This window comes from Serratia sp. JUb9, assembly GCF_014298095.1.
Lineage (GTDB): Bacteria > Pseudomonadota > Gammaproteobacteria > Enterobacterales > Enterobacteriaceae > Serratia_B > Serratia_B rhizosphaerae.
In genome coordinates this window covers 1,298,378-1,322,326 of the sequence record NZ_CP060416.1, presented here as the reverse complement: position 1 = coordinate 1,322,326, position 23,949 = coordinate 1,298,378, and the positions used below count along the sequence as shown (strand labels likewise).

22 protein-coding genes are annotated in these 23,949 nt (G+C 60.1%); 4 read left to right on the top strand and 18 right to left on the bottom strand.

What is annotated here, in order from left to right:
* Positions 1-37: 37 nt before the first annotated feature.
* The gene (guaB, locus tag HF675_RS06260) at positions 38-1,501 is read right to left on the bottom strand and encodes an IMP dehydrogenase (RefSeq protein ID WP_145961106.1); all 1,464 of its coding nucleotides are present in this window, start codon (positions 1,499-1,501) and stop codon (positions 38-40) included.
* Between the two features lie 169 nt (positions 1,502-1,670).
* Here guaB and xseA point away from each other — a divergent pair, with 169 nt between their 5' ends.
* Complete coding sequence (gene xseA / locus HF675_RS06255) at positions 1,671-3,047, top strand: exodeoxyribonuclease VII large subunit (RefSeq protein ID WP_187044261.1); 1,377 nt, start codon at positions 1,671-1,673, stop codon at positions 3,045-3,047.
* 33 nt (positions 3,048-3,080) lie between these two features.
* Here the strand turns inward: xseA and HF675_RS06250 are convergent, their stop codons facing one another.
* Both HF675_RS06250 and HF675_RS06245 read right to left on the bottom strand, forming a co-directional pair.
* Positions 3,081-5,444, bottom strand: coding sequence for a glycoside hydrolase family 31 protein (locus HF675_RS06250; RefSeq protein ID WP_187044260.1), 2,364 nt, complete (start codon positions 5,442-5,444; stop codon positions 3,081-3,083).
* A gap of 12 nt (positions 5,445-5,456) precedes the next feature.
* Complete coding sequence (locus HF675_RS06245) at positions 5,457-6,764, bottom strand: MFS transporter (protein ID WP_187044259.1); 1,308 nt, start codon at positions 6,762-6,764, stop codon at positions 5,457-5,459.
* Positions 6,765-7,084: 320 nt separating this feature from the next.
* On the opposite strand from HF675_RS06245, the gene HF675_RS06240 reads away from it, so the two are divergent.
* The 3 genes from HF675_RS06240 to HF675_RS06230 all read left to right on the top strand — a co-directional run bounded on the left by HF675_RS06240 (position 7,085) and on the right by HF675_RS06230 (position 9,596).
* A complete protein-coding gene (locus tag HF675_RS06240) occupies positions 7,085-8,167 on the top strand; it encodes a LacI family DNA-binding transcriptional regulator (RefSeq protein WP_187044258.1) in 1,083 nt (360 codons plus the stop codon).
* 62 nt (positions 8,168-8,229) lie between these two features.
* Positions 8,230-9,255, top strand: coding sequence for a M4 family metallopeptidase (locus tag HF675_RS06235; protein ID WP_187044257.1), 1,026 nt, complete (start codon positions 8,230-8,232; stop codon positions 9,253-9,255).
* Positions 9,255-9,596 carry a protealysin inhibitor emfourin gene (locus tag HF675_RS06230; RefSeq protein WP_160030282.1) on the top strand — a complete coding sequence of 114 codons (342 nt, stop codon included), beginning with the start codon at positions 9,255-9,257 and terminating at the stop codon, positions 9,594-9,596. The genes HF675_RS06235 and HF675_RS06230 overlap by 1 nt, the downstream gene beginning before the upstream one ends.
* Positions 9,597-9,624: 28 nt before the next feature.
* On the opposite strand, the gene HF675_RS06225 is transcribed toward HF675_RS06230, so the two are convergent.
* From HF675_RS06225 to fdx, 15 genes are all read right to left on the bottom strand, one after another.
* Positions 9,625-9,849, bottom strand: a complete 225-nt coding sequence (locus HF675_RS06225; RefSeq protein ID WP_187044256.1) for a zinc ribbon domain-containing protein — start codon at positions 9,847-9,849, stop codon at positions 9,625-9,627.
* Positions 9,850-9,862: 13 nt separating this feature from the next.
* On the bottom strand, positions 9,863-10,819 hold the full coding sequence (locus HF675_RS06220; protein WP_105232179.1) for an AEC family transporter: 957 nt from the start codon (positions 10,817-10,819) through the stop codon (positions 9,863-9,865).
* 209 nt (positions 10,820-11,028) lie between these two features.
* On the bottom strand, positions 11,029-12,519 hold the full coding sequence (gene der, locus HF675_RS06215) for a ribosome biogenesis GTPase Der (RefSeq protein WP_111736617.1): 1,491 nt from the start codon (positions 12,517-12,519) through the stop codon (positions 11,029-11,031).
* Positions 12,520-12,694: 175 nt separating this feature from the next.
* Positions 12,695-13,876, bottom strand: a complete 1,182-nt coding sequence (bamB, locus tag HF675_RS06210) for an outer membrane protein assembly factor BamB (protein ID WP_105232181.1) — start codon at positions 13,874-13,876, stop codon at positions 12,695-12,697.
* A 12-nt stretch (positions 13,877-13,888) separates the two neighbouring features.
* Entirely contained in the window at positions 13,889-14,509 is a 621-nt protein-coding gene (locus HF675_RS06205; RefSeq protein ID WP_105232182.1) for a YfgM family protein, read from the bottom strand.
* A gap of 13 nt (positions 14,510-14,522) precedes the next feature.
* Positions 14,523-15,797 carry a histidine--tRNA ligase gene (gene hisS / locus HF675_RS06200; protein WP_105232183.1) on the bottom strand — a complete coding sequence of 425 codons (1,275 nt, stop codon included), beginning with the start codon at positions 15,795-15,797 and terminating at the stop codon, positions 14,523-14,525.
* A 127-nt stretch (positions 15,798-15,924) separates the two neighbouring features.
* Positions 15,925-17,046: a flavodoxin-dependent (E)-4-hydroxy-3-methylbut-2-enyl-diphosphate synthase gene (gene ispG, locus HF675_RS06195; protein WP_187044255.1), complete on the bottom strand. Its 1,122-nt coding sequence runs from the start codon at positions 17,044-17,046 to the stop codon at positions 15,925-15,927.
* 50 nt (positions 17,047-17,096) lie between these two features.
* Complete coding sequence (gene rodZ / locus HF675_RS06190; RefSeq protein WP_105232185.1) at positions 17,097-18,077, bottom strand: cytoskeleton protein RodZ; 981 nt, start codon at positions 18,075-18,077, stop codon at positions 17,097-17,099.
* Positions 18,067-18,804, bottom strand: a complete 738-nt coding sequence (gene pilW / locus HF675_RS06185) for a type IV pilus biogenesis/stability protein PilW (RefSeq protein ID WP_187044254.1) — start codon at positions 18,802-18,804, stop codon at positions 18,067-18,069. The genes rodZ and pilW overlap by 11 nt, the downstream gene beginning before the upstream one ends.
* Positions 18,805-18,898: 94 nt before the next feature.
* Positions 18,899-20,095 (bottom strand): bifunctional tRNA (adenosine(37)-C2)-methyltransferase TrmG/ribosomal RNA large subunit methyltransferase RlmN, encoded by a 1,197-nt coding sequence (locus HF675_RS06180; RefSeq protein ID WP_015673415.1) that lies wholly within the window; start codon positions 20,093-20,095, stop codon positions 18,899-18,901.
* Positions 20,096-20,355: 260 nt separating this feature from the next.
* Complete coding sequence (ndk, locus tag HF675_RS06175) at positions 20,356-20,781, bottom strand: nucleoside-diphosphate kinase (protein ID WP_015673416.1); 426 nt, start codon at positions 20,779-20,781, stop codon at positions 20,356-20,358.
* A gap of 188 nt (positions 20,782-20,969) precedes the next feature.
* Complete coding sequence (sseB, locus tag HF675_RS06170) at positions 20,970-21,803, bottom strand: enhanced serine sensitivity protein SseB (RefSeq protein WP_187044253.1); 834 nt, start codon at positions 21,801-21,803, stop codon at positions 20,970-20,972.
* A gap of 67 nt (positions 21,804-21,870) precedes the next feature.
* The gene (gene pepB, locus HF675_RS06165; RefSeq protein ID WP_187044252.1) at positions 21,871-23,166 is read right to left on the bottom strand and encodes an aminopeptidase PepB; all 1,296 of its coding nucleotides are present in this window, start codon (positions 23,164-23,166) and stop codon (positions 21,871-21,873) included.
* Between the two features lie 213 nt (positions 23,167-23,379).
* Positions 23,380-23,580, bottom strand: coding sequence for a Fe-S cluster assembly protein IscX (gene iscX / locus HF675_RS06160; protein WP_015673419.1), 201 nt, complete (start codon positions 23,578-23,580; stop codon positions 23,380-23,382).
* Positions 23,581-23,612: 32 nt separating this feature from the next.
* Positions 23,613-23,948 (bottom strand): ISC system 2Fe-2S type ferredoxin, encoded by a 336-nt coding sequence (gene fdx, locus HF675_RS06155; protein WP_105232191.1) that lies wholly within the window; start codon positions 23,946-23,948, stop codon positions 23,613-23,615.
* Position 23,949: the final 1 nt, after the last annotated feature.

Here is a 23,949-nt window from a genome sequence, read left to right as displayed (position 1 = left end):
ATGCTACGCCGCTACGCATAAACATCTCTGCCGTGGGTTAGCCCATACGGTAGTTTGGTGACTCTTTGGTGATGGTCACATCGTGCACGTGGCTTTCCTGGATGCCGGCGCCGCTGATGCGTACGAATTCCGCCTTGGTGCGCAGTTCGTCGATGGTGCCGCAGCCGGTCAGGCCCATGCAGGAGCGCAGGCCGCCCATCTGCTGGTGTACGATGGCCTTCAGCATGCCTTTGTACGCCACGCGGCCTTCGATGCCTTCCGGCACCAGTTTGTCCGCCGCGTTGTCGGTCTGGAAGTAACGGTCAGAAGAGCCTTTGGACATCGCGCCCAGCGAGCCCATACCGCGGTAGGACTTGAACGAACGGCCCTGATACAGCTCGATTTCGCCCGGAGATTCTTCGGTGCCCGCCAGCATGGAGCCGACCATCACGCAGGATGCGCCCGCGGCGATCGCCTTGGCGATATCGCCGGAGAAGCGGATGCCGCCGTCGGCGATGACCGGAATACCGGTGCCTTCCAGCGCTGCAACCGCATCGGAGATAGCGGTAATCTGCGGTACGCCGACGCCGGTCACGATACGGGTAGTACAGATGGAGCCAGGGCCGATGCCCACTTTCACCGCGCTGACGCCGGCTTCAACCAGCGCTTTGGCGCCGGCTGCGGTCGCGACGTTGCCGCCGACGATTTGCAGATCCGGGTATTTGGCGCGGGTTTCACGGATGCGCTGCAGCACGCCTTCGGAGTGGCCGTGGGAGGAGTCAATCAGCAGCACGTCAACGCCTGCCGCGACCAGCGCGTCGATGCGCTCTTCGTTGCCGGCGCCGGCGCCGACCGCCGCGCCAACGCGCAGGCGACCCTGCTCATCTTTACAGGCGTTAGGCTTACGTTCTGCTTTCTGGAAATCTTTTACGGTGATCATGCCGAGCAGGTGGAAACTTTCGTCAACCACCAGCGCTTTCTCAACGCGCTTCTCGTGCATTTTTTGCAGCACCACTTCACGCGCCTCGCCCTCTTTCACCGTCACCAGACGATCTTTCGGCGTCATGACCGCGGTCACCGCCTGGTTCAGGTCGGTCACAAAGCGCACGTCGCGGCCGGTGATGATGCCTACCAGCTCGTTGTCTTCGGTCACCACCGGGTAGCCGGCAAAGCCGTTACGTTCGGTCAGTTCTTTGACTTCTTTCAGCGTGGTGGACGGGGTAACGGTCTGCGGGTCGGTAACTACGCCGCTTTCATGTTTCTTCACGCGGCTGACTTCTTCAGCCTGACGCTCAATAGACATGTTTTTGTGGATGAAGCCGAGGCCGCCTTCCTGCGCCAGCGCGATAGCCAGGCCGGATTCGGTAACGGTATCCATTGCTGCGGACAGCATAGGGATATTCAGGCGGATGGTTTTGGTCAGCTGAGTGCCTAATTCTGCGGTGTTCGGCAGAACGGTGGAGTGGGCTGGAACCAGGAGAACGTCGTCAAACGTTAGAGCTTCTTTAGCGATACGTAGCATGGGCAATATCTCACCAGGGTGGATGCGGAAAAGATAAAATATTGCCGCGGCATTATACAGAGCGGAATCGGTTGCCTCCAGCACTTTCTTACAAAAACTCTTGATTAGCTGTTTGAGGCATGTAGTATCAGTCAATTAAGTGGTTGTTTTGAAATTTGATCTGGGTCACATGTCGCTACCTACCGCACCATCCATTTTTACCGTAAGCCGCCTGAATCAGACGGTTAAACAGCTCCTGGAAATGGAGATGGGGCAGATTTGGCTCTCCGCCGAGATCTCAAACTTCTCCCAGCCCGCTTCCGGCCACTGGTATTTCACGCTGAAAGACGACCGCGCTCAGGTACGCTGCGCGATGTTCCGCAACAGCAACCGCCGCGTCAACTTCCGTCCGCAAAACGGCCAGCAGGTGCTGGTGCGCGCCAGCATCACGCTGTATGAGCCGCGCGGCGATTATCAATTGATCGCCGAAAGCATGCAGCCGGCGGGCGACGGCCTGCTGCAGCAGCAGTTCGAACAGTTGAAGCAGCAGCTGGCGGCCGAAGGGCTGTTCGACCCGCAGTTTAAACAGCCGCTGCCCAGCCCGGCCAAACGCCTCGGCGTGATCACCTCCGCCAGCGGCGCCGCGCTGCACGATATTCTGCAGGTGCTGCAGCGGCGCGATCCGTCGCTGCCGATCGTCATCTACCCCACCGCGGTACAGGGCGCGGACGCGCCGCTGCAAATCGTCCGGGCGATTGAAACCGCCAACCGGCGCGATGAGTGCGACGTGCTGATCGTCGGCCGCGGCGGTGGTTCGCTGGAAGATCTGTGGAGCTTTAACGACGAACGCGTGGCGCGGGCGATTTTCGCCAGCCATATCCCGGTGGTCAGCGCCGTCGGCCATGAAACCGACGTCACCATCGCCGATTTCGTCGCCGATCTGCGCGCCCCCACGCCTTCCGCCGCCGCCGAACTGGTCAGCCGCAATCAGCTGGAGCTGCTGCGTCAGCTGCAGTCGCAGCAGCAGCGGCTGGAAATGGCGATGGACTACTACCTGGCGCAGCGTCAGCAGCAGTTCAGCCGCCTGCATCACCGCCTGCAGCAACAGCACCCGCACCTGCGGCTGGCGCGTCAGCAGACGCAGCTGTTCAAACTGCAGCGCCGGCTGGAAGAAGGCATGCAGCATCAGCTGCGTCTGACGTCACGCCGCAGCGAGCGCCTGCAGCAGCGCCTGAATCAGGTGCAGCCGCTGGGGCGCATTCACCGCTGTCAGCAGCGTATTCAGCAGCAGGAGTACCGGCTGCAGCAGGCGCTGGAACGTCAGCTGAACGGCTACCGCCAGCGCTTCGGCGTGGCCTGCAGCCAGCTTGAGGCGGTCAGCCCGCTGGCAACGCTGGCGCGCGGCTACAGCGTGACGCAAACCCCGCGCGGCGAGGTGCTGAAAACCACCAAACAGGCGCAGGTGGGCGAAATCCTGAAAACCCGTCTGCAGGACGGCTGGCTGGAAAGCGAAGTGAAAACCATCAAAAAAGTGAGCAAGCCGCGCAAGAAGCGCGCGGCGGAATAGTCTTCAGCGGGCGCCATGACGGCGCCCGTTTGTTTAGCTCAGCGAATAGCCGTCCGCCCGTTCCCCGTTGATCCACAGCTCGCGCGTTTCCGCCACCGGCAGCGTCACCGCCAGCCGCCGCCACGCCGGGCGGAAATCCCCTTCATGGCTAAACGTCAGCGCAATACGCTCTGCGTCGCACTGCATCCGCCAGCGCAGCCACAGCGCGCCGCCCTGCCGCCAGGCGTCGCTCTCGCCGTCGTCTTCAAACAGCAGCCCTGAGCGCTCGCCCTGCTGCAGCGGGAACAGTTTAAGTTCACGCTGGTCATCCGCCGCCACGTCAACGTGCGCCAGACGGCGCGAAAGCGGCAAGGCGGCGCCGGCCCGCACCAGCAGCGGCAAACGCTCCAGCGGCGCCGGCAGCGTCACGCTCTGCCCGCCGCTGAACCACTGGCCGCTGTAGAAGCAGTACCAGCCCGCCTGGTTATCCGGCAGATATACCGTACGCTCACGCTGCTCCGGCTCCACCACGCTGGCCACCAGCAGATCGCGCCCCAGCATAAAATCGTCGTTTTCGCACCAGACGCGGCTGTCCTGCTCGTGATCGAGGAAGGTCGGCCGCAGCATCGGCTCATCCTCGGCGCAGGCCTGCCACAACAGCGTATACAGATACGGCATCAGCTGATAACGCAGGTTGATCGCCTGACGGATCATCGGCGTCGCCGCCGGGTACATCCATGGCTCGTTCACCGTGGCGTCGTCGTTCCAGGAGTGAATGGTAAAACGCGGATGCATCACGCCGTTTTGCACCCAGCGCACCAGCAGCTCGGCGTCCGGCTTATCACCGGAGAAGCCGCCGACGTCATGACCGACGTTATACAGCCCGGACAGGCTCATCCCCAGCCCCATGCGGATGTTGTAACGCAGCGTCTGCCAGCTGGTGCGGTTATCGCCGCTCCAGGTCTGTACATAGCGCTGCATGCCGGCGCAGCCGGAACGGGAAATCAGGTACGGCCGCAGGCCGGGGGCAAAGCGCTGCTGGGCCTCCATCGAGGCGCGCATCATCAGCAACGGCATCACCGGGCGGATATGCTTGATGGCGATCGGCCGGCCAAAACCGTGGCAGCGCGCTTCGCCATCCCACACTTCGTATTCGTTGTTGTCGTTCCAGGTGGAATCGATGCCCATCTCCAGCAGCTGCTGCGTGACGCCCTGCTGCCACCAGCGCACCGTCGCCGGGTTGGTGAAGTCGAGGTGTGACCCTTCGTCATCCCAGAAGCTCGAGCGCTCAGGCGCGTCGCTTTGCGAGTCGCGGATAAACAGCCCCTGCTCCGCCACCGCTGCGTACTGCGGGTGGTCCTGCAACAGACAGGGTTTGATATTCGCCGCCAGCTTCAGCCCGGCCTGGTGGAACGCCGCGCTCAGCGCCTTCGGCTGCGGCACCTTGTCGTAGTTCCAGTTGAACACGTAGCGTTTATCGTTAATCGAGGTATAGCCGGAGGAGAGCTGGAACGAATCGCAGGGAATCTCATGCTGCCGGCACAGGGCGATAAACTGCTGCAGCTGCTGCTGCGCATCCGGCGCGTCGGTATAGTGCATGGTGGAGCCGCTGTAACCCAGGCTCCACTTCGGACCGAAGTGCGTTTTCCCGGTCAGACGCAGCAGCGCTTTGGTCACGTCCAGCACCTGCGGCCCGAGGAACAGGTAATAATCCAGATCCCCCGCCTCCGCCTGATAGCGGCGGTAGGCCGGATGGTAGTTGTCCAGCTCATTGCCCAGATCCAGCCAGCAGCTGCTCAGGTTATCGTAAAACAGGCCGAAGCTGACGTCCTCGCGCCGGGTGATGGTAAACGGAATATGCTTATACAGCGGATCGGTGCTGGCCGCGTTGTAGCCCATGGCGTCCAGGTTGCGCATCTCAAAACGGCGGCCGCTGCGCTCCAGATCGCCGGATTTTTCCCCCAGCCCGTAATAGTGCTCGCCGCCGAAGCGGCGCTGATAGTGCGCCACGCCGTCGCCGTGCGCGTTCAGCAGATAGGCGCTGGTCGGCCGGTCGGCCGCCAGCGGACGCCACTGCCCGTCGGCGGTGCAATACTCCCACTCCAGCCACAGGGGCTGATGCACCGTCACCCGCAGCGCGGCGCTGGTCACCACCAGCCGATCGTCATGCTGCTCCAGGCGGTAGCCCGGCAGGCTGAAACCCGCCACGCTGAGCCGGTCGCGCCCTTCCCACGGCACGTCCTGCTGCGGCGCAATGCTCCAGGTGCGGTCCAGCGCCAGCTCGCCGTTGCGTTTCAGCAACACGCGGAACAGATCCTCCTCCAGCACGTAGAGGCAAAACAGATGCTGATCATCCACCAGCAGTTCGATGCGGTCGTCATATTGGCCGGCGAGGCTCCAGTTCTTTAGCGTTTTCATAGGGCATCCATCTTACGGGTTAAGGTTTTTTTTCTTGCCGCGCTCGGCAATCAGGGCAATCAGGAACAGCGCGCCGATCAGGTCAAAGAAGCCCATCGCCACAAACAGCGGGCCGAAGCCGACGGTATCGGACACCGCGCCGATCAGCAGCGTGAACAGGAAGCTGGCGATCCAGGCGCTGGAACCGCGCATGCCGTTGACCGTCGCCACCTGATTTTTATCGAACGACTCCACCACCAGCGCGCTCAACATGCAGGAGATCACCTGGTGGCCGAAACCGCCGATCGAAATCAGCAGGATCGCCAGATAGGGATCTTTGGTGATCGCCACAAACGCCAGCGACACCATCAGGAAAGCGCCGGTCACCGAGCTGGCGACCACCGAGTTCACGCGCGTGCAGCCAAACCATTTACGGTACAGCGTGGTGAGATAGCCGCTGGCAACGCTGCCGATATCCGCCGCCAAGAACGGCAGCCAGGCGAACATGGCGATCTGCTTCAGGTCCATACCGCGTTCGCTGGCCAGGTACAGCGGCACCCAGAAGCTGAAGACCGCCCAGGCCGGTTCGGCGAGGAAGGCCGGAATAGCGATACCGTAGAATTTTTTGTTTTTGGCCAGCAGTTTGAGGGATTTAAAAAACGGCAGACGCGCCAGTTCTGGCTCATTGTCCGCACCGATCAGCGCCAGCTCCTGTTGGCTCAGATTCGGGTGCTGCTGCGGCGCATGATAGAAGCGCCACCACAGCAGCACCCAAACCATCGCCAGCGCGCCGGAGAACAAAAATGCGCCCTGCCAGCCAAAGGAGACGTGAGCAACCACGATAATCGGCGGCGCCAGCATCGCGCCGACGGAAAAGCCCACCCCGGCCCAGCCGGCGGCAATCGGCCGCTCTTTTTTCGGGAACCAGTCGGAAATCGCCTTGGCGTTGGCCGGCGTGGCGGCGGCTTCCGATGCGCCCATAAAGAAACGCAGGATCGCCAGTTGCAGCCAGCTGCCCGCGCCGGCGTGCAGCATACAGACCAACGCCCAGACGCTGGCGCAAATCAGGAAGCCCATTTTCAGGCCGATCTCGTCAATCAGCCAGCCGCACAGCGGCTGGAACAGGGTGTACGCCAGCTGGAAAGCGGCGACGACCCAGGAATACTGTTCGGTGGTCATATTCAGGCTGGTTTTCAGCTCCGGCGCCAAAATGCCCAGCGAGTTGCGGGTAATGTAGTTGACCGTCACCCCCAGCAGAAACAGCGCCAGCATCCACCAGCGTAACGATTTGAACTTACGCCGTCCGCCGTGCACGGCTTCCTGGTTTATCTCAACACTCATCTTCTCTGCTCCGCGGCGTCGGCGTCTGTCGCTTCGGCCTTTTTATGGGTACATGTGTTATTCGGAGGGATTAACAGCGGCGCAAACCTCGCCCTGTTACGACAATCCGGTGCAGTAAAACCGCCAAATTGGCCTGATAACTCGGGCAAATTGGTGAACCAGATCAGACTATCGGCCAGCGATGAACAGAGAAACGTGGTTTTTTGCAAAAATTTTCATACATTAAATAACCACGGCGCGACAAGGCGGCAACGCCAGTAAATACGCAGAACCGGCGCTATGAAAAAATTTTCATCACGCGATTTGAACGAGATCACAAAATGAACGGAAAGCTGAAAGTGCAGGAAATTGCCCGCCAAACCGGCCTGTCAATCAGTACGGTTTCCCGGGTTCTGGCGGGCAAGGCCAACACCAGCAGCGCCGCACGGCAAAAGGTGCTGGAGTGCGCGCAGCGCAACGGCATTTTGCACGCCATTTCCAGCGGGCGCCTGATGCTCAACAGCGTGATGGTGTTTGCGCCACAGCGCGCGTTTGACGTGCGCACCGATATTTTTTACTACCGGGTGATTCAGGGGATTATCGCTGCGCTGGCGCAGCACGAGGTCAGGATCCGCTATTGCGCGCTGGAAGAAACGCACAGCGACGGGGCGCTGTTCCTGGCCAAAATGAATGAGCCGCAAACCCAGGCGGCGCTGATTATCGGCATCGATGACGAGCATATCCACGCGCTGGCCGCCGATCTCAATAAACCCTGCGTGCTGATCAACTGCAGCGATCGCAGCATGCGGCTCGACAGCATCTCCCCCGACCATCAGCGCATCGGTGAATTTTCCGCCGACTATCTGCTGCAGCAGGGCCACCAGCGTATTCTGCACCTACAGTGCCTGCGCCGCCGCACCATGGAGCTGCGGCTGGCCGGCATACGCCAAGCGTATATGCAGCAGCACATGCCGTTTGATGAAAGCCGGCAGCTGATCACCACCTCCGGCTTCGGCAGCGCGGAAGCGGAGCAGGCGCTCGCGACCTTTATCGGCCAGCTCGCTGACCGCAACGCATTGCCGACGGCGGTGCTTGCCGGCGGCGACTATATGGCGGTCGGCGCGGTTAACGCCCTACAACGGCTCGGCTTCAGCGTACCCAACGATATGTCGGTGATGAGTATGGACGGTTTCAACCTGGCGGAAATCCACGACGTGCCGCTGACCTCGCTGCACGTGCCGCGCGACGAACTGGGCGCGGAAGCCATCCAACTGCTGCAACGGCGGATGCTGCGGCCGGACGCCCCGGTCTGCAACCTGCTGCTGCAGGGGCGGCTGGCGATCCGTGAATCGGTCAAGCGTCTGAACGTGCAGCAGGCGACGCCGGCGGTGAGCACTTACCACCACAAGCTGTATGACGTGTGAACTACACTTAAGCGGAGTGCATCTGATGCGTTAACCGGCGTGGCAGCCTAAGGAGAGTCATCATGTCTAACCTGCTTGCTCGTTCCGTTATTCCGCCTTATATCCTGCGACGAATCGTCGAACACGGCAGCGTACCGCAGCGCGATTGCGCCCAGCATACCCTGAACCATGTGCAGAGCCTGCTCGGCAATATGCCGCTGCGCGCCGACGGCACGCAAACCGCCGCCGCCGGCAGCGTGGAGCGCGATATCTATGACGCGCAAAACGGCACCCAACTGCCGGGCAAGGCGGTGCGCAAAGAGGGCCAGCCCAGCAACGGTGACGTGGCGGTGGACGAAGCTTACGACTACCTCGGCGTTACCTACGACTTCTTCTGGCAGGCCTTTAAACGCAACTCGCTGGACAACCAGGGGCTGGTGCTGACAGGCAGCGTACATTACGGCCACGAATACCAGAACGCCTTCTGGAATGGCCAGCAGATGGTGTTTGGCGACGGCGACGGCGAAATCTTCAACCGCTTTACCATCGCCATCGACGTCGTCGGCCACGAGCTGGCGCACGGCGTTACCGAAAGCGAAGCCGGGCTGGTCTATTTTCAGCAGGCCGGCGCGCTGAATGAGTCGCTGTCCGACGTCTTTGGCGCGATGGTCAAACAATTCCACCTGAAGCAGACCGCCGAGCAGGCCGACTGGCTGATCGGTGAAGGCTTGCTGGCCGAGGGCATCAACGGCAAGGGGCTGCGTTCGATGTCTGCCCCCGGCACCGCCTATGACGACCCGCTGCTGGGCAAAGACCCGCAGCCCGCCAGCATGCAGGATTATATTGATACCAAAGAGGATAACGGCGGCGTCCATCTCAATTCCGGCATTCCTAACCGCGCGTTTTATCTGGCGGCCAGCGCCCTGGGCGGCTATGCCTGGGAACAGGCCGGCGTAGTGTGGTACGACACGCTGTGCGACAAGGCGCTGCCGCAGGATGCCGACTTCGCCACCTTTGCCGCGCTGACCGTTAAGCACGCCGGGCAACGTTTCAGCCAACAGGTGGCGGATAAAGTTCAGGCGGCCTGGCGGCAAGTGGGGGTGGAATAATGCGTCCGCTGCCATCGTTCAGCCAGATAACGGTGATTGAACTGGCCCGGGAAGGCGGCTTTGCCTTTATTCCCAAACTGGCCGGACTGCGGCGCATCGTCGTCGCCGATATTTCGCCGGATGAATGCCAACGTCTGGAACAGTTGCTCAATCAGTCGCTGCCCTACGCCCGCGAGGAGGGGCAGCCCGACTCCCCCGGCCGCGGCGACCAGCGTTATTTTCGCGTACAGATTGATTACTACGGCCAAGAGGGCAGCAGCCAAATCGTGCTGCTGATCCCGGAAAGCGAGGCGCCGCAGGCGCTGGTCGATCTGTGGCAGACCGGCCAGGTGGATAAATAGCGCGCTACGCCGCCGGTACGGCGGCGTATCAGGTCAGCGGCAGATAGCGAAAGCGCACGCGCTTTTTGCTGATTAACCCGTGGCCGTGCTGGCACAGGTAATCTACCGCGCCGCAGGCCTTCAGTTCCTGCAGCGGCTGCCCGCACTCCGAGCAGTCGGCCCGCTGTCGGTAGTCGCGCTGGCAGCCCTGACAGTGAAAGTGACCCTTCTCCCACACCAGCGGCTGACCGCAGTCGGGACACAGTGCGTCCATCCGTTTTCTCCTGTTAGATTGCGCCCCAGGAACGTAAGAAATAAATTCCCAGCGCGGTGGTGAAGAAAGAGCCGACGGTGGTGATGGCGATAATATTGGCCGCCAGCGTCGCGTTGCCGCCCATCGCCCGCGTCATGACGTAGCTGCCGGAGGCGGTCGGCGTGGCGGAAAACAGGAAAATAATGCCCAGCGCCGCGCCCTCAAAGCCGCACAGCCAGCCGCCCATCGTCATCAGCACCGGCACCACAAACAGCTTGGCCGCCGAGGAGAGCGCCGCCACGTTGGAGGAACGGAACATCGCCCGCAGGTCGAGGCTGGCGCCGGTGCACAGCAGCGCCAGCGGCAGCGACAGGCCGGAGATATAGCTGCCGGTCTGCACAATCACCTGCGGAATGCCCAGCCCGGTCTGGGCATACGCCAGCCCGCACACCAGGCCGATAATCAGCGGATTGGTGACGATGCCGCGCAGCAGCGACAGGCGGCTGATTTTCTTGTCTGGCCCGCCCTGCAGACTGCGCGTCAGGGTGATCACCGACAGCACGTTGAACAAAATCACGGTGACCGTCAGATACAACGACCCCAGCGCCACGCCCTCATCGCCGTAGGCGGTCATCGCATAGGCCAGGCCGACGATGGCGGTATTGGCGCGAAAGCCCCCCTGCACGAAGACGCCGCGCTCGCGCGGCTCTTTCACCAGCCACAGCGCGGCGATCTCCAGCATCAGGAAGGTGGCGACGGTGCCCAATGCGCCGTACATCACCAGCGGCAGATTAGCCAGGATATGCGGATGGTTGGTGGCAATGCTGAAAAACAGCAGGCAAGGCAGCGCCAGGTTGAACACCAGCTTGCTGGTGCCGTCGATAAAGCGATCGTCCATCAGACGCCGATAGCGCAGGAACACGCCCAGCAACATCATCAATAAATTCGGTACGGTAACGCTGAATGCAAAATTCCAGGTTTCCCAGGACATGGTGTTCCTTCAGACTCAAGTGCGGCAACAATAATACTCAGATAATAAAACGATTTCGGACAAATAAAAAAGGGCGCGGTCAACGCCGCGCCCTGTTATACCCGTCATACTCCAAGTTTCAGGTGTGTTGGCGGCGCTCAGTCACCCGAATCGCTTACCTGTGTAAGCTCATCGGGATGCCTTCCCTTGCCGCCTTCCTGTCACTCGAATTATTTGCCTTTCTTCAGATGGCTCATCAAGCGTTTGCGCTTACGCATCTGGGTCGGCGTCAGCGTATTGCGCTTGCCGGCAAACGGGTTCTCACCCTCTTTGAACTGGATACGGATCGGCGTCCCCATCACCTTCAGCGAGCGGCGGAAGTAGTTCATCAGATAACGCTTGTAGGAATCCGACAGGTCGGTCACCTGGTTGCCGTGGATCACCACGATCGGCGGGTTGTAACCACCGGCGTGGGCGTACTTCAGCTTCACGCGACGCCCGCGCACCAACGGCGGCTGGTGGTCGTCCGCCGCCATGTTCATGATCTTGGTCAGCAGCGAGGTGTTAACACGGCGCGTGGCGCATTCGTAGGCTTCCTGCACCGACTCGAACAGGTTGCCGACGCCGCTGCCGTGCAGTGCGGAAATAAAGTGCACGCGGGCAAAATCAACGAAGCCCAGACGCAGGTCGAGCATCTCTTTGACGTGATCGCGGTCTTCCTCGCTCATGCCGTCCCACTTGTTGACCGCAATCACCAGCGAGCGCCCGCTGTTGAGGATAAAGCCGAGCAGCGACAGATCCTGATCGGAGATGCCTTCGCGCGCATCGATCACCAGCAGCACCACGTTGGCGTCTTCGATCGCCTGCAGCGTTTTGATCACCGAGAATTTCTCTACGGTTTCCGTTACTTTTCCGCGCTTACGCACGCCGGCGGTATCGATCAGCACATATTCCCGCTCATCGCGCACCATCGGAATGTAGATGCTGTCGCGGGTGGTGCCCGGCATGTCGTACACCACCACGCGCTCTTCGCCGAGGATGCGGTTGGTCAGCGTGGATTTGCCAACGTTCGGCCGGCCGACAATCGCCAGTTTGATCGGCAGATCCTGCGGGTTGAAGTCATCTTCCTCATCCGCCGGGATGCCCTCTTCTTCCAGCTCGCCGTTCTGCTCCGCCCAGTAAGCGGCGTTGGCCTCTTCTTCGGTGAGCTCGACTTCCTGCTCTTTTTCCGGCACAAACGGCACCAGCACGTGTTCAATCAGCTGCGTCACGCCACGGCCGTGAGAGGCGGCGATAGGATGCACATCACCCAGCCCCAGCGCGTAGAAATCGGCGCTGGCCATATCCGGGTCGATACCGTCAGTTTTGTTGGCCACCAGGAAGGTTGCCTTCTGACGGCTGCGCAGATGCTGGGCAATGCCCTGATCGGCAGGCATCAGCCCGGCGCGCGCATCGACCATAAACAGCACGATATCGGCTTCTTCAATCGCCAGCAGCGACTGGCCGGCCATATGGGTTTCGACGCCATCCTCGGTACCGTCGATGCCGCCGGTATCGATGATGATAAATTCGTTGCCCTCTACTTCGGCACGACCATACTTGCGGTCACGCGTGAGCCCGGGGAAATCCGCCACCAGCGCATCGCGCGTACGTGTCAAACGGTTAAACAAGGTGGATTTACCCACATTCGGGCGCCCGACCAGCGCGACGACAGGTATCATTGTTGAAGCCTCTATTACTTAATTATCAATGCGTTACCACGCTACGGATGGACACCGGCAGCGCAGCTTATAAAAATACGAAACGGCCCCTGAACGTTTCAGGAGCCGTTGTGCCCGCATCACCTCTAGACGGTTATGTCCTGGCCTGCGGGTCTCGGTGCTTGAGCGGCCGGGCTCAGCGGGTAAATGCGTAAACCTCGCCGCCCTTGGCCTGCACCACCAGCTTCTCGCCCGCTACCATCGGCGCAGACAGGAAGCCGGAGCTGTCCACTTTCTGCTGAGCAACGAAACGGCCGTCGGTGGTGTTGATCCAGTGCAGGTAGCCTTCGGAATCGCCAACCACCAGGTAACCATTATACATCGCCGGCGGCGTCAGGTTACGGTGCAGCAGTTCGCTCTGCGTCCAGACGGTCACGCCGCCTTCGGTGCTCAGGGCAATCACGCGGTCGTTTTGGTCAACCATATAGATACGGCCGGCATCAACGATAAAGTCGCTCACGGAACCCAGCTCGCGCTTCCACATAATCTGGCCGGAGCGCAGATCCAGCGCCGCCAGGTTGCCATTATACCCCAATGCATAGACTACGCCGTCAACAATCACCGGCGTGGTGTCAACGTCATTCAGACGGTCGATTTCCGTAGCGCCGCTCGGCTGGGAAATGCGCTGCTGCCAGATCAGCTGGCCCTGCTGCATCAGCACGGCGTTAACGCGGCCGTTATCACCGCCGACAATCGCTGCGCCGTAAGCGGTGGACGGAGCGGATTCGCCGCGCAGAGACAGCGCCGGCATATCCAGGTTAACGGTCCACTTCACCGCGCCGTCGGCCTCATTAAACGCCTGCAGCTGGCCGTTGCTGGTATGCACCAGCACCATGCCGTCGCTCACCACCGGACGGGACAACACTTCACCGGCGGCCTTGGCCTGCCAGGCTAGCGTGCCGTCAGAGGTGTTAAGTGCGTAAACCACCGCCTTCTCGCTGCCCACATAGGCATTGGAGCCGGCAACCGTCACGCCGCCGGATAACAAGGCTGAACGGTTACTCGAGAAGAAGCCGGTTTTCTCAGACAGATCGGCCTTCCACTTTTCTTTACCGCTTTCGGCGTCCAGCGCCTTCACAATGCCATGACGGTCGGCAGCATACACGGTGCCGTCCTGGTAGGCCGGACGCAGGTGCGAATAATATTCGCCGATGCCGTCGCCGACCGAGGTGCTCCAGGTTTTGCTCGGAGTAAACTGATTTTCAACTTTTGGCAGCGGAGACATGGTGACCACGTCTTCTTCGCTGTTGAACAGCGAACAACCGCTCAGCAGGGCGGCGGAAACCAGCCCGACCAAGAGTGTTTTACGCAATTGCATTGGGAATTCCCCTTAGCTGGACAAGTTATTCAATTTCATGCGCAGCAGCGCCTGCTGAGCCTGAGAAGGATTGGATTCAAGACCTTTGCTGTAGGCTTCACGCGCGCCCTTGGCGTCGCCTTTCGCCAGCAGTACGTCGCCGCGGATGTCCGCCTGCATCGCCGCCCAGCCTTCGCCTTTGACGCCATCCAGCGTTTTCAGTGCTTCATCCAGCTTTTTTTCCTGCAGTTGGACGCGCGCCAAACGCAGGTTAACGATTGACAGCAGGTTATCTTCTTTCGCTTTCCCCTGCGCCAACACCAGTTGCTGTTCCGCTTTTGCAAAATCTTTTTGTTCAACGAAATGCTTCGCCAGCTCCATCGCCGTCATCACGCCATAGCTGTTGCCATTCGCCTGAATGAACTGCTCCGCAGCGGCGACGTCGCCCGATTTGCCGGCAGCCAGCGCTTCGCTGGTCTGCTGATAAGACTGGGAGGCAGCCAGCATATTGGAGTCCTGATGACTCTGCCAGATACGCCAGCCAACCAGGGCACCAATGCCAAGCACCACGCCGACCGCCAGCGCTTTGCCGTTTTCGGCAAAGAAGCGACGGAGAGCGTCAACCTGTTCGTTTTCGGTGGTATAGACTTCCACGGTGTCCTTCTCCTTAACCTAACATCAAAGCCAGCTTCGCCGCGAGTTCGCTTTGCGCCAGCGTTTCTTGTTCACCACTACGCAGGTCTTTTACCACCACCTGCTGCTGCGCCACTTCATCTTCACCCAGGATCAGCGCCACGCGAGCGCCCCATTTATCCGCGCGGGTGATTTGCTTCTTGAAGTTGCCGCCGCCGTAGTTGGTCATTAATTTCAGCTGCGGCGCAGCGTCGCGCACCTGCTCCGCCAGACGCATCGCCGCGCTCTGCGCCCCTGCACCGGAGGAGATGACATAAATATCCACCGCCGGATCGGGCTGGAACTCCGGGTTCACCGCCTGCACCAGCAGCACCAGACGCTCCAGCCCCATGGCGAAGCCTACCGCCGGCGTGGCGCGGCCGCCCAGTTGCTCGACCAGACCGTCGTAACGACCGCCGGCGCACACGGTACCCTGCGCGCCCAGGCTGGTGGTGACCCACTCAAACACCGTGCGGTTGTAATAATCCAGGCCGCGCACCAGACGCTCATTAACGGTATATGGGATGCCGGAGGCGGTTAAAAGTTCACACAGGCCGTCGAAATGCGCTCTGGACTCGTCGTCCAGATACTCGGACAGGCGCGGCGCATCATTCAGCAGCGCCTGTACGTCCGGGTTCTTCGAATCCAGCACCCGCAGCGGGTTGCTGTACATGCGACGCTTGCAGTCTTCATCCAACACCTCGACGTGCTGCTCCAGGAACGCCACCAGCGCATCGCGGTAGTTGGCGCGCGCCTCCAGCGAACCGATGGAGTTCAGCTCCAGCTTGACGTGATCGGCGATGCCCAGCGCTTTCCACCAGCGCGCGGTCAGCAGGATCAGTTCAGCATCGATATCCGGCCCCTGCAGGCCGAATACTTCGGCGCCCAGCTGATGGAACTGGCGATAGCGGCCTTTCTGCGGACGTTCATAACGGAACATCGGGCCGATATACCACAGACGCTGTTCCTGATTGTACAGCAGACCATGTTGGATACCGGCGCGTACGCAACCCGCCGTACCTTCAGGACGCAGCGTCAGGCTCTCGCCGTTGCGGTCGTCGAAGGTATACATCTCTTTTTCCACGACGTCGGTCACTTCACCGATGGCGCGTTTAAACAACGGGGTCTGCTCTACAATCGGCAACCGGATTTCGCTGTAACCATAGCTGCCCAGCACCTGCTTCAGGGTGCCCTCAATACGCTGCCATAATGCCGTTTCTGCCGGCAGGTAATCGTTCATGCCGCGAATGGCTTGAATGTTTTTTGCCACGTGAGTTCTCTGTTCGTTTTATATAAAAATGAACCCGATTATAGGGACTTTCGCCTGCGTGATTCAATGCGCAAGCGCCCCCGGGTTCATCTGGGGGGCAGACATCAGGCCTGCCCGGCAATAGTGCTTACTTTTCCAGCATGTTGACCGTAATGCGGTTGCTTTCATCCATCATCGCCGCTTTGGCGCGGATCTTGGCTTCCAGCTGGTCAATCATCTGTTCGTTATCAAAGCGCTCTTTCTGACGCACGCCGTCTTCATAGAAGCCGCTTTTCTTATGGCCGCCGGTCACGCCCATCGTCGAGACCAGCGCCTCGCCCGGGCCATTGACCACGCAGCCGATAATCGATACATCCATCGGCGTGATGATGTCTTCCAGGCGCTGCTCCAGCGCATTGACCGTGCCGATCACGTCGAACTCCTGACGCGAGCAGGTCGGGCAGGCGATAAAGTTGATACCGCGCGAACGGATACGCAATGACTTCAGAATATCGAAGCCGACCTTCACCTCTTCCACCGGATCCGCCGCCAGCGAGATGCGCAGCGTATCACCGATGCCTTCCGACAGCAGCAGGCCCAGACCAATGGCCGACTTCACCGACCCGCTGCGTGCGCCGCCGGCTTCGGTAATCCCCAGGTGCAAAGGCTGATCGATGCGCGCGGCCAGCAGGCGATAGGACTGCACCGCCAGGAATACGTCGGAGGCTTTCACGCTGACCTTGAACTGGTCGAAGTTGAGACGGTCGAGAATATCGACGTGGCGCATCGCGGATTCTAACAGCGCTTCCGGCGTTGGTTCGCCGTACTTTTCCTGCAGGTCTTTTTCCAGCGAACCGCCGTTGACGCCGATACGAATCGGGATGTTTTTATCGCGCGCGCAGTCAACCACTGAGCGAATGCGCGATTCGTTGCCGATATTGCCGGGGTTGATACGCAGGCAATCGACGCCGTATTCGGCCACCTGCAGGGCGATGCGGTAATCGAAGTGGATATCCGCCACCAGAGGTACGCTGACCCGCTGCTTGATCTGCTTGAACGCCTCGGCGGCGTCCATGGTCGGTACGGAAACGCGGACGATATCAACGCCGACGCGCTCCAGCGATTTGATCTGGTTAACCGTGGCTTCAACATCGGTAGTACGGGTATTGGTCATGGACTGCACCGCAATCGGCGCGCCATCGCCAATGGGCACCTTGCCGACGTAAATGCGTGTTGATTTGCGACGGTTAATGGGTGCTTGGTTATGCATCACTTACTCTTCTCCATTGCTGCTCATCACTCAAGACGCCAGCCGCGCAATCACTGCGCGGCAACGGTCAGACGGGCAACACGGTTTGACTTAACAAACCGGCTTAAATCTACCGGTTTACCTTGATATTGAATCTGCACTGCCGCCGGCGCACCGATGGTCAGCTTGTAAGGCGCGGAGCCGGTCAGGTTCAGCTTACCGCCGCTTTTCTGCATGCCGCTGAACAGCGTTTTACCGCTGGCGTCGGTGACCTGCAACCAGCAATCGGCGGAAAAATCCATCACCAGCGCATTCGGGTCGACCGCCGGCGCGGCCATGGCGGCATCACCGGTCGGCAATGACGCGGCGTTATCGGCAGGCGCGGCATCAGGAATGCTGGCCTGGCTTGGCGCCACCACCGCCGGCTGCTGCGCGGCGTCGCTGCCGCTGGCGACCGATGGTGTGGACGGCGCAGGCGCTGCCGGCGCACTGTCGGCCGGCGCAGGCGTTGGAGCGGCATCCGCTGCCGGCGTCTGCGTATCGGCATTATTGTCCGTCAGCGGTACCGACTGGCCTTCGCTCTGCTGCGACAGCTGCGCCGATGACTGGTTGGCCATGTTGGCAATCTCATCCTGCTGCGCCTTGTGATTTTGCCACCACCAGGCGCCGGTCAGGCCGATCACCACAAACAGGATCAGCCAGGTAAAGCTCATCAGCCAGCCGTCGCGCTTCTTGCGCCGTTTGCCCAATGAAAAGCTTTGCATCGGCGCCACTTTGGCCATCTTCACCGGCGTCTGCTTGGCCATCGCCGGCAGCAGTTCATCCTCCGGCACATGCACCAGCTTGGCGTAAGAGCGGATATAACCGCGCACAAAGGTCGAAGCCAGATCGTCCGACAGGTTGTCCGCTTCGATGTCGCGTACGGTAGACATTTTGAGGCACAGGCGTTCCGCAACGGCCTGCTGACTCAGCCCGAGCTGCTCTCGGGCCTGACGCAGGCGCTCGCCTGTCGTCATGGATACGGTTTTGTCTTGGGAGGCTTCAGTATTCATCGGCTAAGAACTGCTGGTACTGTTTGGATTGTGGAAAACTTCGCGCTAACTGCCTTCCATAGCGCTGAACGCTATCCTGACGGCCGGCTAACGCGGCGAAACGAATCTGTAACCATAAACTGTCGGCGCTGGCCGGCAGAACGTGCTGATAAACATCCAATAGAAACTGCGACTGCGCACGTTTCCCTGCACCAAATTGCTTTTCAGCCTCAACCAACAGCGGTGAGCCTTTATCCGGGTCGATCTTTAACGCCTTCATCAGCAGCGGCCGCGCCCGATCGTATTGATCAGCCTGTAAAAAACAGTAACCCGCGTTTTCCAGACTGTCGGCGATCTGGCCGTAATCGGCGGCTGACGCCGCGGCGCTAAACTGCTGTTGCGCCTCTACATACTGCCCTAAACTGCAAAGAAACGCACCGTAATTATTCAATACGCTACCATTGCCCGGCGCCAGTTTCAGCGCCTGCTGATAACGCTGCCGCGCAGCATCGGACGCGCCGATGCGCTGCTGATACAGCGCCATCCCCAGCTGGGTGCGGTAATCCTGCGGCGCGGCGTCCGCCGCGTTCGCCAGATTTTTACGCGCCGCCTCCAGGTTGCCCTGCTGCAGATACGCCAAACCCAGCTGCAGACGCGTCTGCGCCGCCGCCGGGTTATCCGGCACCGAACCGGAACAGCCGGCCAACAGGCCTGCCGTCAACAGCCATCCCCAGGATTTCAGCTTCATGCCGTTTGAACTCCTTGTACGATGTTACCCGATCGCCTGAGGGATTGCTGCTTACATAACAGGCTGTTAGATAACTAAAATCTTCCTATAGACTTCAGACCGTCTGCACCTTGATAGGTTCCCCGGCCATTTTCTTTTTCAGCGTGCGCTTGGTGCGGTCGATTACCTCGCCCGCCAGCTGCCCGCAGGCCGCGTCGATATCATCGCCGCGGGTTTTACGAACAATAGTCGTAAAGCCGTATTCCATCAACACTTTGGAGAAACGATCGACCCGGCTGTTGGAGCTGCGGCCATACGGCGCGCCCGGGAACGGGTTCCATGGGATCAGGTTAATCTTGCACGGCGTATCCTTCAGCACTTCCGCCAGCTGATGCGCATCGTCGGTACTGTCGTTAACGTGATCCAGCATCACATACTCCACCGTCACCCGCCCCTGGTTGGCGTTGGATTTCGCCAGATAGCGGCGCACCCCGGCCAGGAAGGCTTCGATATTGTATTTACGGTTAATCGGCACGATTTCATCGCGCACCGCGTCGTTCGGTGCATGCAGCGAGATCGCCAGCGCTACGTCGATCATGTCGCCCAGTTTATCCAGGGCCGGCACCACGCCGGAGGTCGACAGCGTTACGCGGCGCTTCGACAGGCCGAAGCCGAAGTCGTCGAGCATGATTTCCATCGCCGGCACCACGTTGGTCAGGTTGAGCAGCGGCTCGCCCATGCCCATCATCACCACGTTGGTGATCGGACGCTGGCCGGTCACCTTCTGCGCGCCGATGATTTTCGCCGCACGCCACACCTGGCCGATGATTTCCGACACGCGCAGGTTGCGGTTAAAGCCCTGCTGCGCGGTGGAGCAGAATTTACACTCCAGGGCGCAGCCTACCTGTGAAGAGACGCACAGCGTCGCACGGTCGGCCTCCGGGATATAGACGGTTTCAACCTGCTGGTCGCCGACTTTGATCGCCCACTTGATGGTGCCATCGCTCGAACGTTGCTCTTCGGCCACTTCCGGCGCGCGAATTTCGGCAATCTGCTGCAGTTTGCCACGCAGCACCTTGTTGATATCGGTCATCTGCTCGAAGTCATCGCAGCAGTAGTGATAGATCCACTTCATGACCTGGTCGGCGCGGAACGGCTTTTCGCCCAGCGAGGCGAAAAACTCACGCATTTGCTGGCGGTTCAGATCCAGCAGGTTAATTTTGGCGGCAGCCGGTTGCTCCGTTTTAACGGATTGATCTTGCATAGAATTATTTTCAGACACGGTGTGCTCGGACGCGATGGGTTCTAACATAATGATCTTTAGCCTCGTTATTACACGTTATGGCTGGCTCCCTTTCGGGAACAAGAATGGGCGAAGTGTGTTGTTATCCCTGCCGTCGCTTTCAGGCGGCGGACAGTGCCGGGATAAAACACGCCCTGGACAAGCTGACTCATCCAGGGCGCGGCATTGTACAAATTTTAGTAGCGAGTTTCCACGACGGGAAAGCATTCAGGGCATTTTTATTGTTTCAGCCGGTGAATATTACCCCTTGTCGGTAGAAACCAACGCTATCAACGCGGGCAGATTTCGCTGTCGTTGAAGAAGTAAGCGATTTCACGCGCAGCGGATTCCGGGGAGTCGGAACCGTGCACCGCGTTAGCGGTGAAGCTGTCCGCGAAGTCAGCACGCAGAGTGCCGGCCAGCGCGTTGTCCGGGTTGGTTGCACCCATGATGTCGCGGTTACGCTGGATCGCGTTTTCTGCTTCCAGAACCTGCACCATGATCGGGCCAGAGGTCATGAACTCAACCAGACCATCGAAGAATGGACGGCCTTTGTGCTCAGCGTAGAAGCCTTCAGCTTGCTCACGGCTCAGCTTCAGCATTTTAGCGGCGATGATTTTGAAACCCGCACGCTCGAAACGCGCATAGATAGCGCCGATGTCGTTGTTGGCTACGGAGTTTGGTTTAACGATGGAAAAGGTACGTTCTACGGTCATAATGGCCTCAGTCTAACTTCCTAATACGGGCCGGACTCAGAAAAAATCCGCCGGCCTTGTTCAAGTGGCGCAAATTATATGTGCGCTGTTAACGCTTGCCTACGGGAAAACCAACATTTCTTTAAAAAAATATTAGCGCCGGCGACGATTTTGCCGCCAACGCCCCGCCGGCGTACAACAATGCGCCGCTATTGGGTGGTATCCGTGGAAGGAATGATGTTGCGCAGCCAGCTGCCCCAGCGACGCTGATAGAACGGCTGGGTATGGGCGATCAGGTAGTGGCTGACGCCGCGCTCTTTTTCCGACACCAGGCAGAAGTCCACCGGCTCATCGTCCGGCAGCGCTTCGCTGGCGACGCTGCCCGCTTCCTGAATCAGCGCATCGATCTCCGCCGCATCGCCGTCCACTTCCACGCCGACCAGCAGATTGGGTTTCTCATCCAGCGCACGGTCATGCATCAGGGCCAGGAATGCCCGGCGTACCGGCTTGCGCTGGCTGAACAGCGTGGTCAGCGCATCCACCATCGCCGCCGGATACACCTCCGGCTGGCCAAGCAGGATTTGCGATTCTTTATCGATATAGTGTTCAACCGGCTTGCTCACCCCGCCGTTCGCCAGCAGCATCGTCACTTCTTCCGGATAAAACTCTTTGCCGTATTCCGCCTTCGGGTTCAGGAACAGTTCAGCGCCCTGGGTAATTTCAAACAGTACCCGCGCCGGCATAGCGATAAACGGCTGTTCGTCCTCTACCGCCTGCTGCAGCAGACGCAGGGAGGAAAAGAACGGCACGACGCTGCTGCCGTCCTGCTTTTCCCAATGCTGAATGTTCACCGGCGTATCCGCATTCAGGACGATTTCGCCCTGCTGCTGCACCTGCTCGCCGTCGCCTAGGATATAGACGGTCGACTCCAGCAGCTCGCGGAAAAACGCCGGCCGGTGCGCCGCTTCGCTGACCGCCAGCTTCAGCAGGCGCTCCAGTTCATTGTCGTCAGCGGCGACATTATCGTGGTGGTGGGAACTCATGACCAACTCCAATCATTAAGGGGCCAGCACGCTGGCCCCTTACGGTCTGTTAACGATCTCTTCAGCTTTATTTTGCTTTGTTCAGCAGCAGGTTGGCAACGGCGCGCACGCCCAGCCCGGTAGCGCCGGCGGACCACTGATCCACCGCGCCTTTACGGTAGGTGGCGGAGCAGTCGATATGCAGCCAGCCCTGCTGATACTGGGTAACAAAGTGCGACAGGAAGGCCGCCGCGGTGCTGGCGCCGGCGCTGTAGGCCGGGCCGGCGATATTATTCAGCTCGGCGAAGTTGGACGGCAGTTGGCTGCGGTGGAACTCGGCCAGCGGCAGACGCCAGAACGGCTCGTGCTCTTCCTGTGCGCTGCTGAGCAGCTCCTGCGCCAGTGCATCGTCAAAGCTGAACAGCGCATGGTAGTCATTGCCCAGCGCAGTTTTCGCCGCGCCGGTCAGGGTGGCGCAGTCGATAATCAGTTCCGGCTGCTGGGCGGAGGCGTCGATCAGGCCGTCGGCCAGCACCAGGCGCCCTTCGGCGTCGGTATTCATCACTTCGACGGTTTTACCGTTGCGATAGCGGATAATATCACCCAGTTTAAAGGCATTGCCGCTGACCATGTTGTCCGCGCAGCACAGGTAGAGCTTCACCCGCTTGTCGAGACCGCGCGCCGCCGCCAGCGCCAGCGCGCCGGTCGCCGTGGCCGCGCCGCCCATATCGGCCTTCATCGAATCCATAAAGGCGCTTTGCTTCAGACTGTAGCCGCCGGTATCAAAAGTGATGCCTTTGCCGACCAGGCAGGCGAACACCGGCGCCTCCGGGTTGCCGCTCGGGTTGTAGTCCAGCGTCAGCAGCACCGGCGGACGCGAGGAACCGCGGCCAACGGTATGAATGCCGGCATAGTTCTGCTCGCGCAGATCTTCGCCTTTGATAATGCGGTAGCTGACCGCATCGCAGCCGACGTCACACATCAGGTCGACGGCGCGGGTTGCCAGCTGCTCTGGCCCCAGCTCTTCCGCCGGCATGTTGATGGTGTCACGCACCCAGTCAACGATCTTCAGGCGGCGATCCAGTTCCTGGCGCTCCTCGGCGGACAGCTGCGGCCATTCAACGCTGCGCGTGCCCTTCGGCCCGCGGAACCCCTGCCAGAACGCCCAGCTTTGCTCCAGGCCCCAGCCTTCGCCGGCCAGCGTGACCTGACGGATACCCTGACCGTCGATTTTACGCGCCGCGCGTTGAATTGCGCCCAGCTTGCCGCCGCCGGTCAGATGGATGGTGATGCCGTAATTGTTGGTGCTCAGCAGGGCTTTTTCACCCCAGCGCGCATCTGCGGGCTGGTGGGACAGGGTAATCTGCATGGTTTCAGTCGTCATAGCCTACTCCGTATATGCTTTATACCCGTCATACTTCACGTGACAGGTGTGTTGGCTGCGCTCAGTCACCCGCATCACTTACCGGTGTAAGTGATTCGGAATGCCTTCTCTTGCCGCCTTCCCGCCACTCGAATGATTTAGGGTATATACGTTTTTATCGGTCGGATACAAAATAAACGGGCCGCCCATGGCAGCCCGTTACGCTATTAGTCGCTAGTCTGCTTCATCTAACCAGACCAGCAAAATCGCTTCCAGTATTTTCTCGTTGGAAGCCTGCGGATCGTCATCAAACTCTTCCAGCTCGCAGATCCACTGATGCATATCGGTAAAACGCACGGTTTTCGGATCGGTGTCCGGATAGGCATCGTACAGGGCTTCGCCGATCTCGCGGCTGTCGGTCCACTTGAGTCCCATTATGATCTCCCGTTCAGGATGGCGGCTAACAATTAGTGCTCGCGCGCGTGGTTAACGGTATAGCGCGGCATCTCCACCACCAGATCGTCGTCCGCGACGCGCGCCTGGCAGCTCAGACGGCTTTCCGGCTCCAGCCCCCAGGCTTTGTCCAGCATATCGTCTTCCAGCTCGCTGCTTTCATCCAGAGAGTCAAAACCTTCACGCACGATGCAGTGGCAGGTGGTGCAGGCGCAGGATTTTTCACAGGCGTGCTCGATATCGATACCGTTACGCAGCGCAACATCGAGGATGGTTTCCCCTTGTTCCGCGTCCAATACCGCCCCTTCCGGGCATAAGTCCTGATGGGGCAGGAAAACAACTTTAGGCATG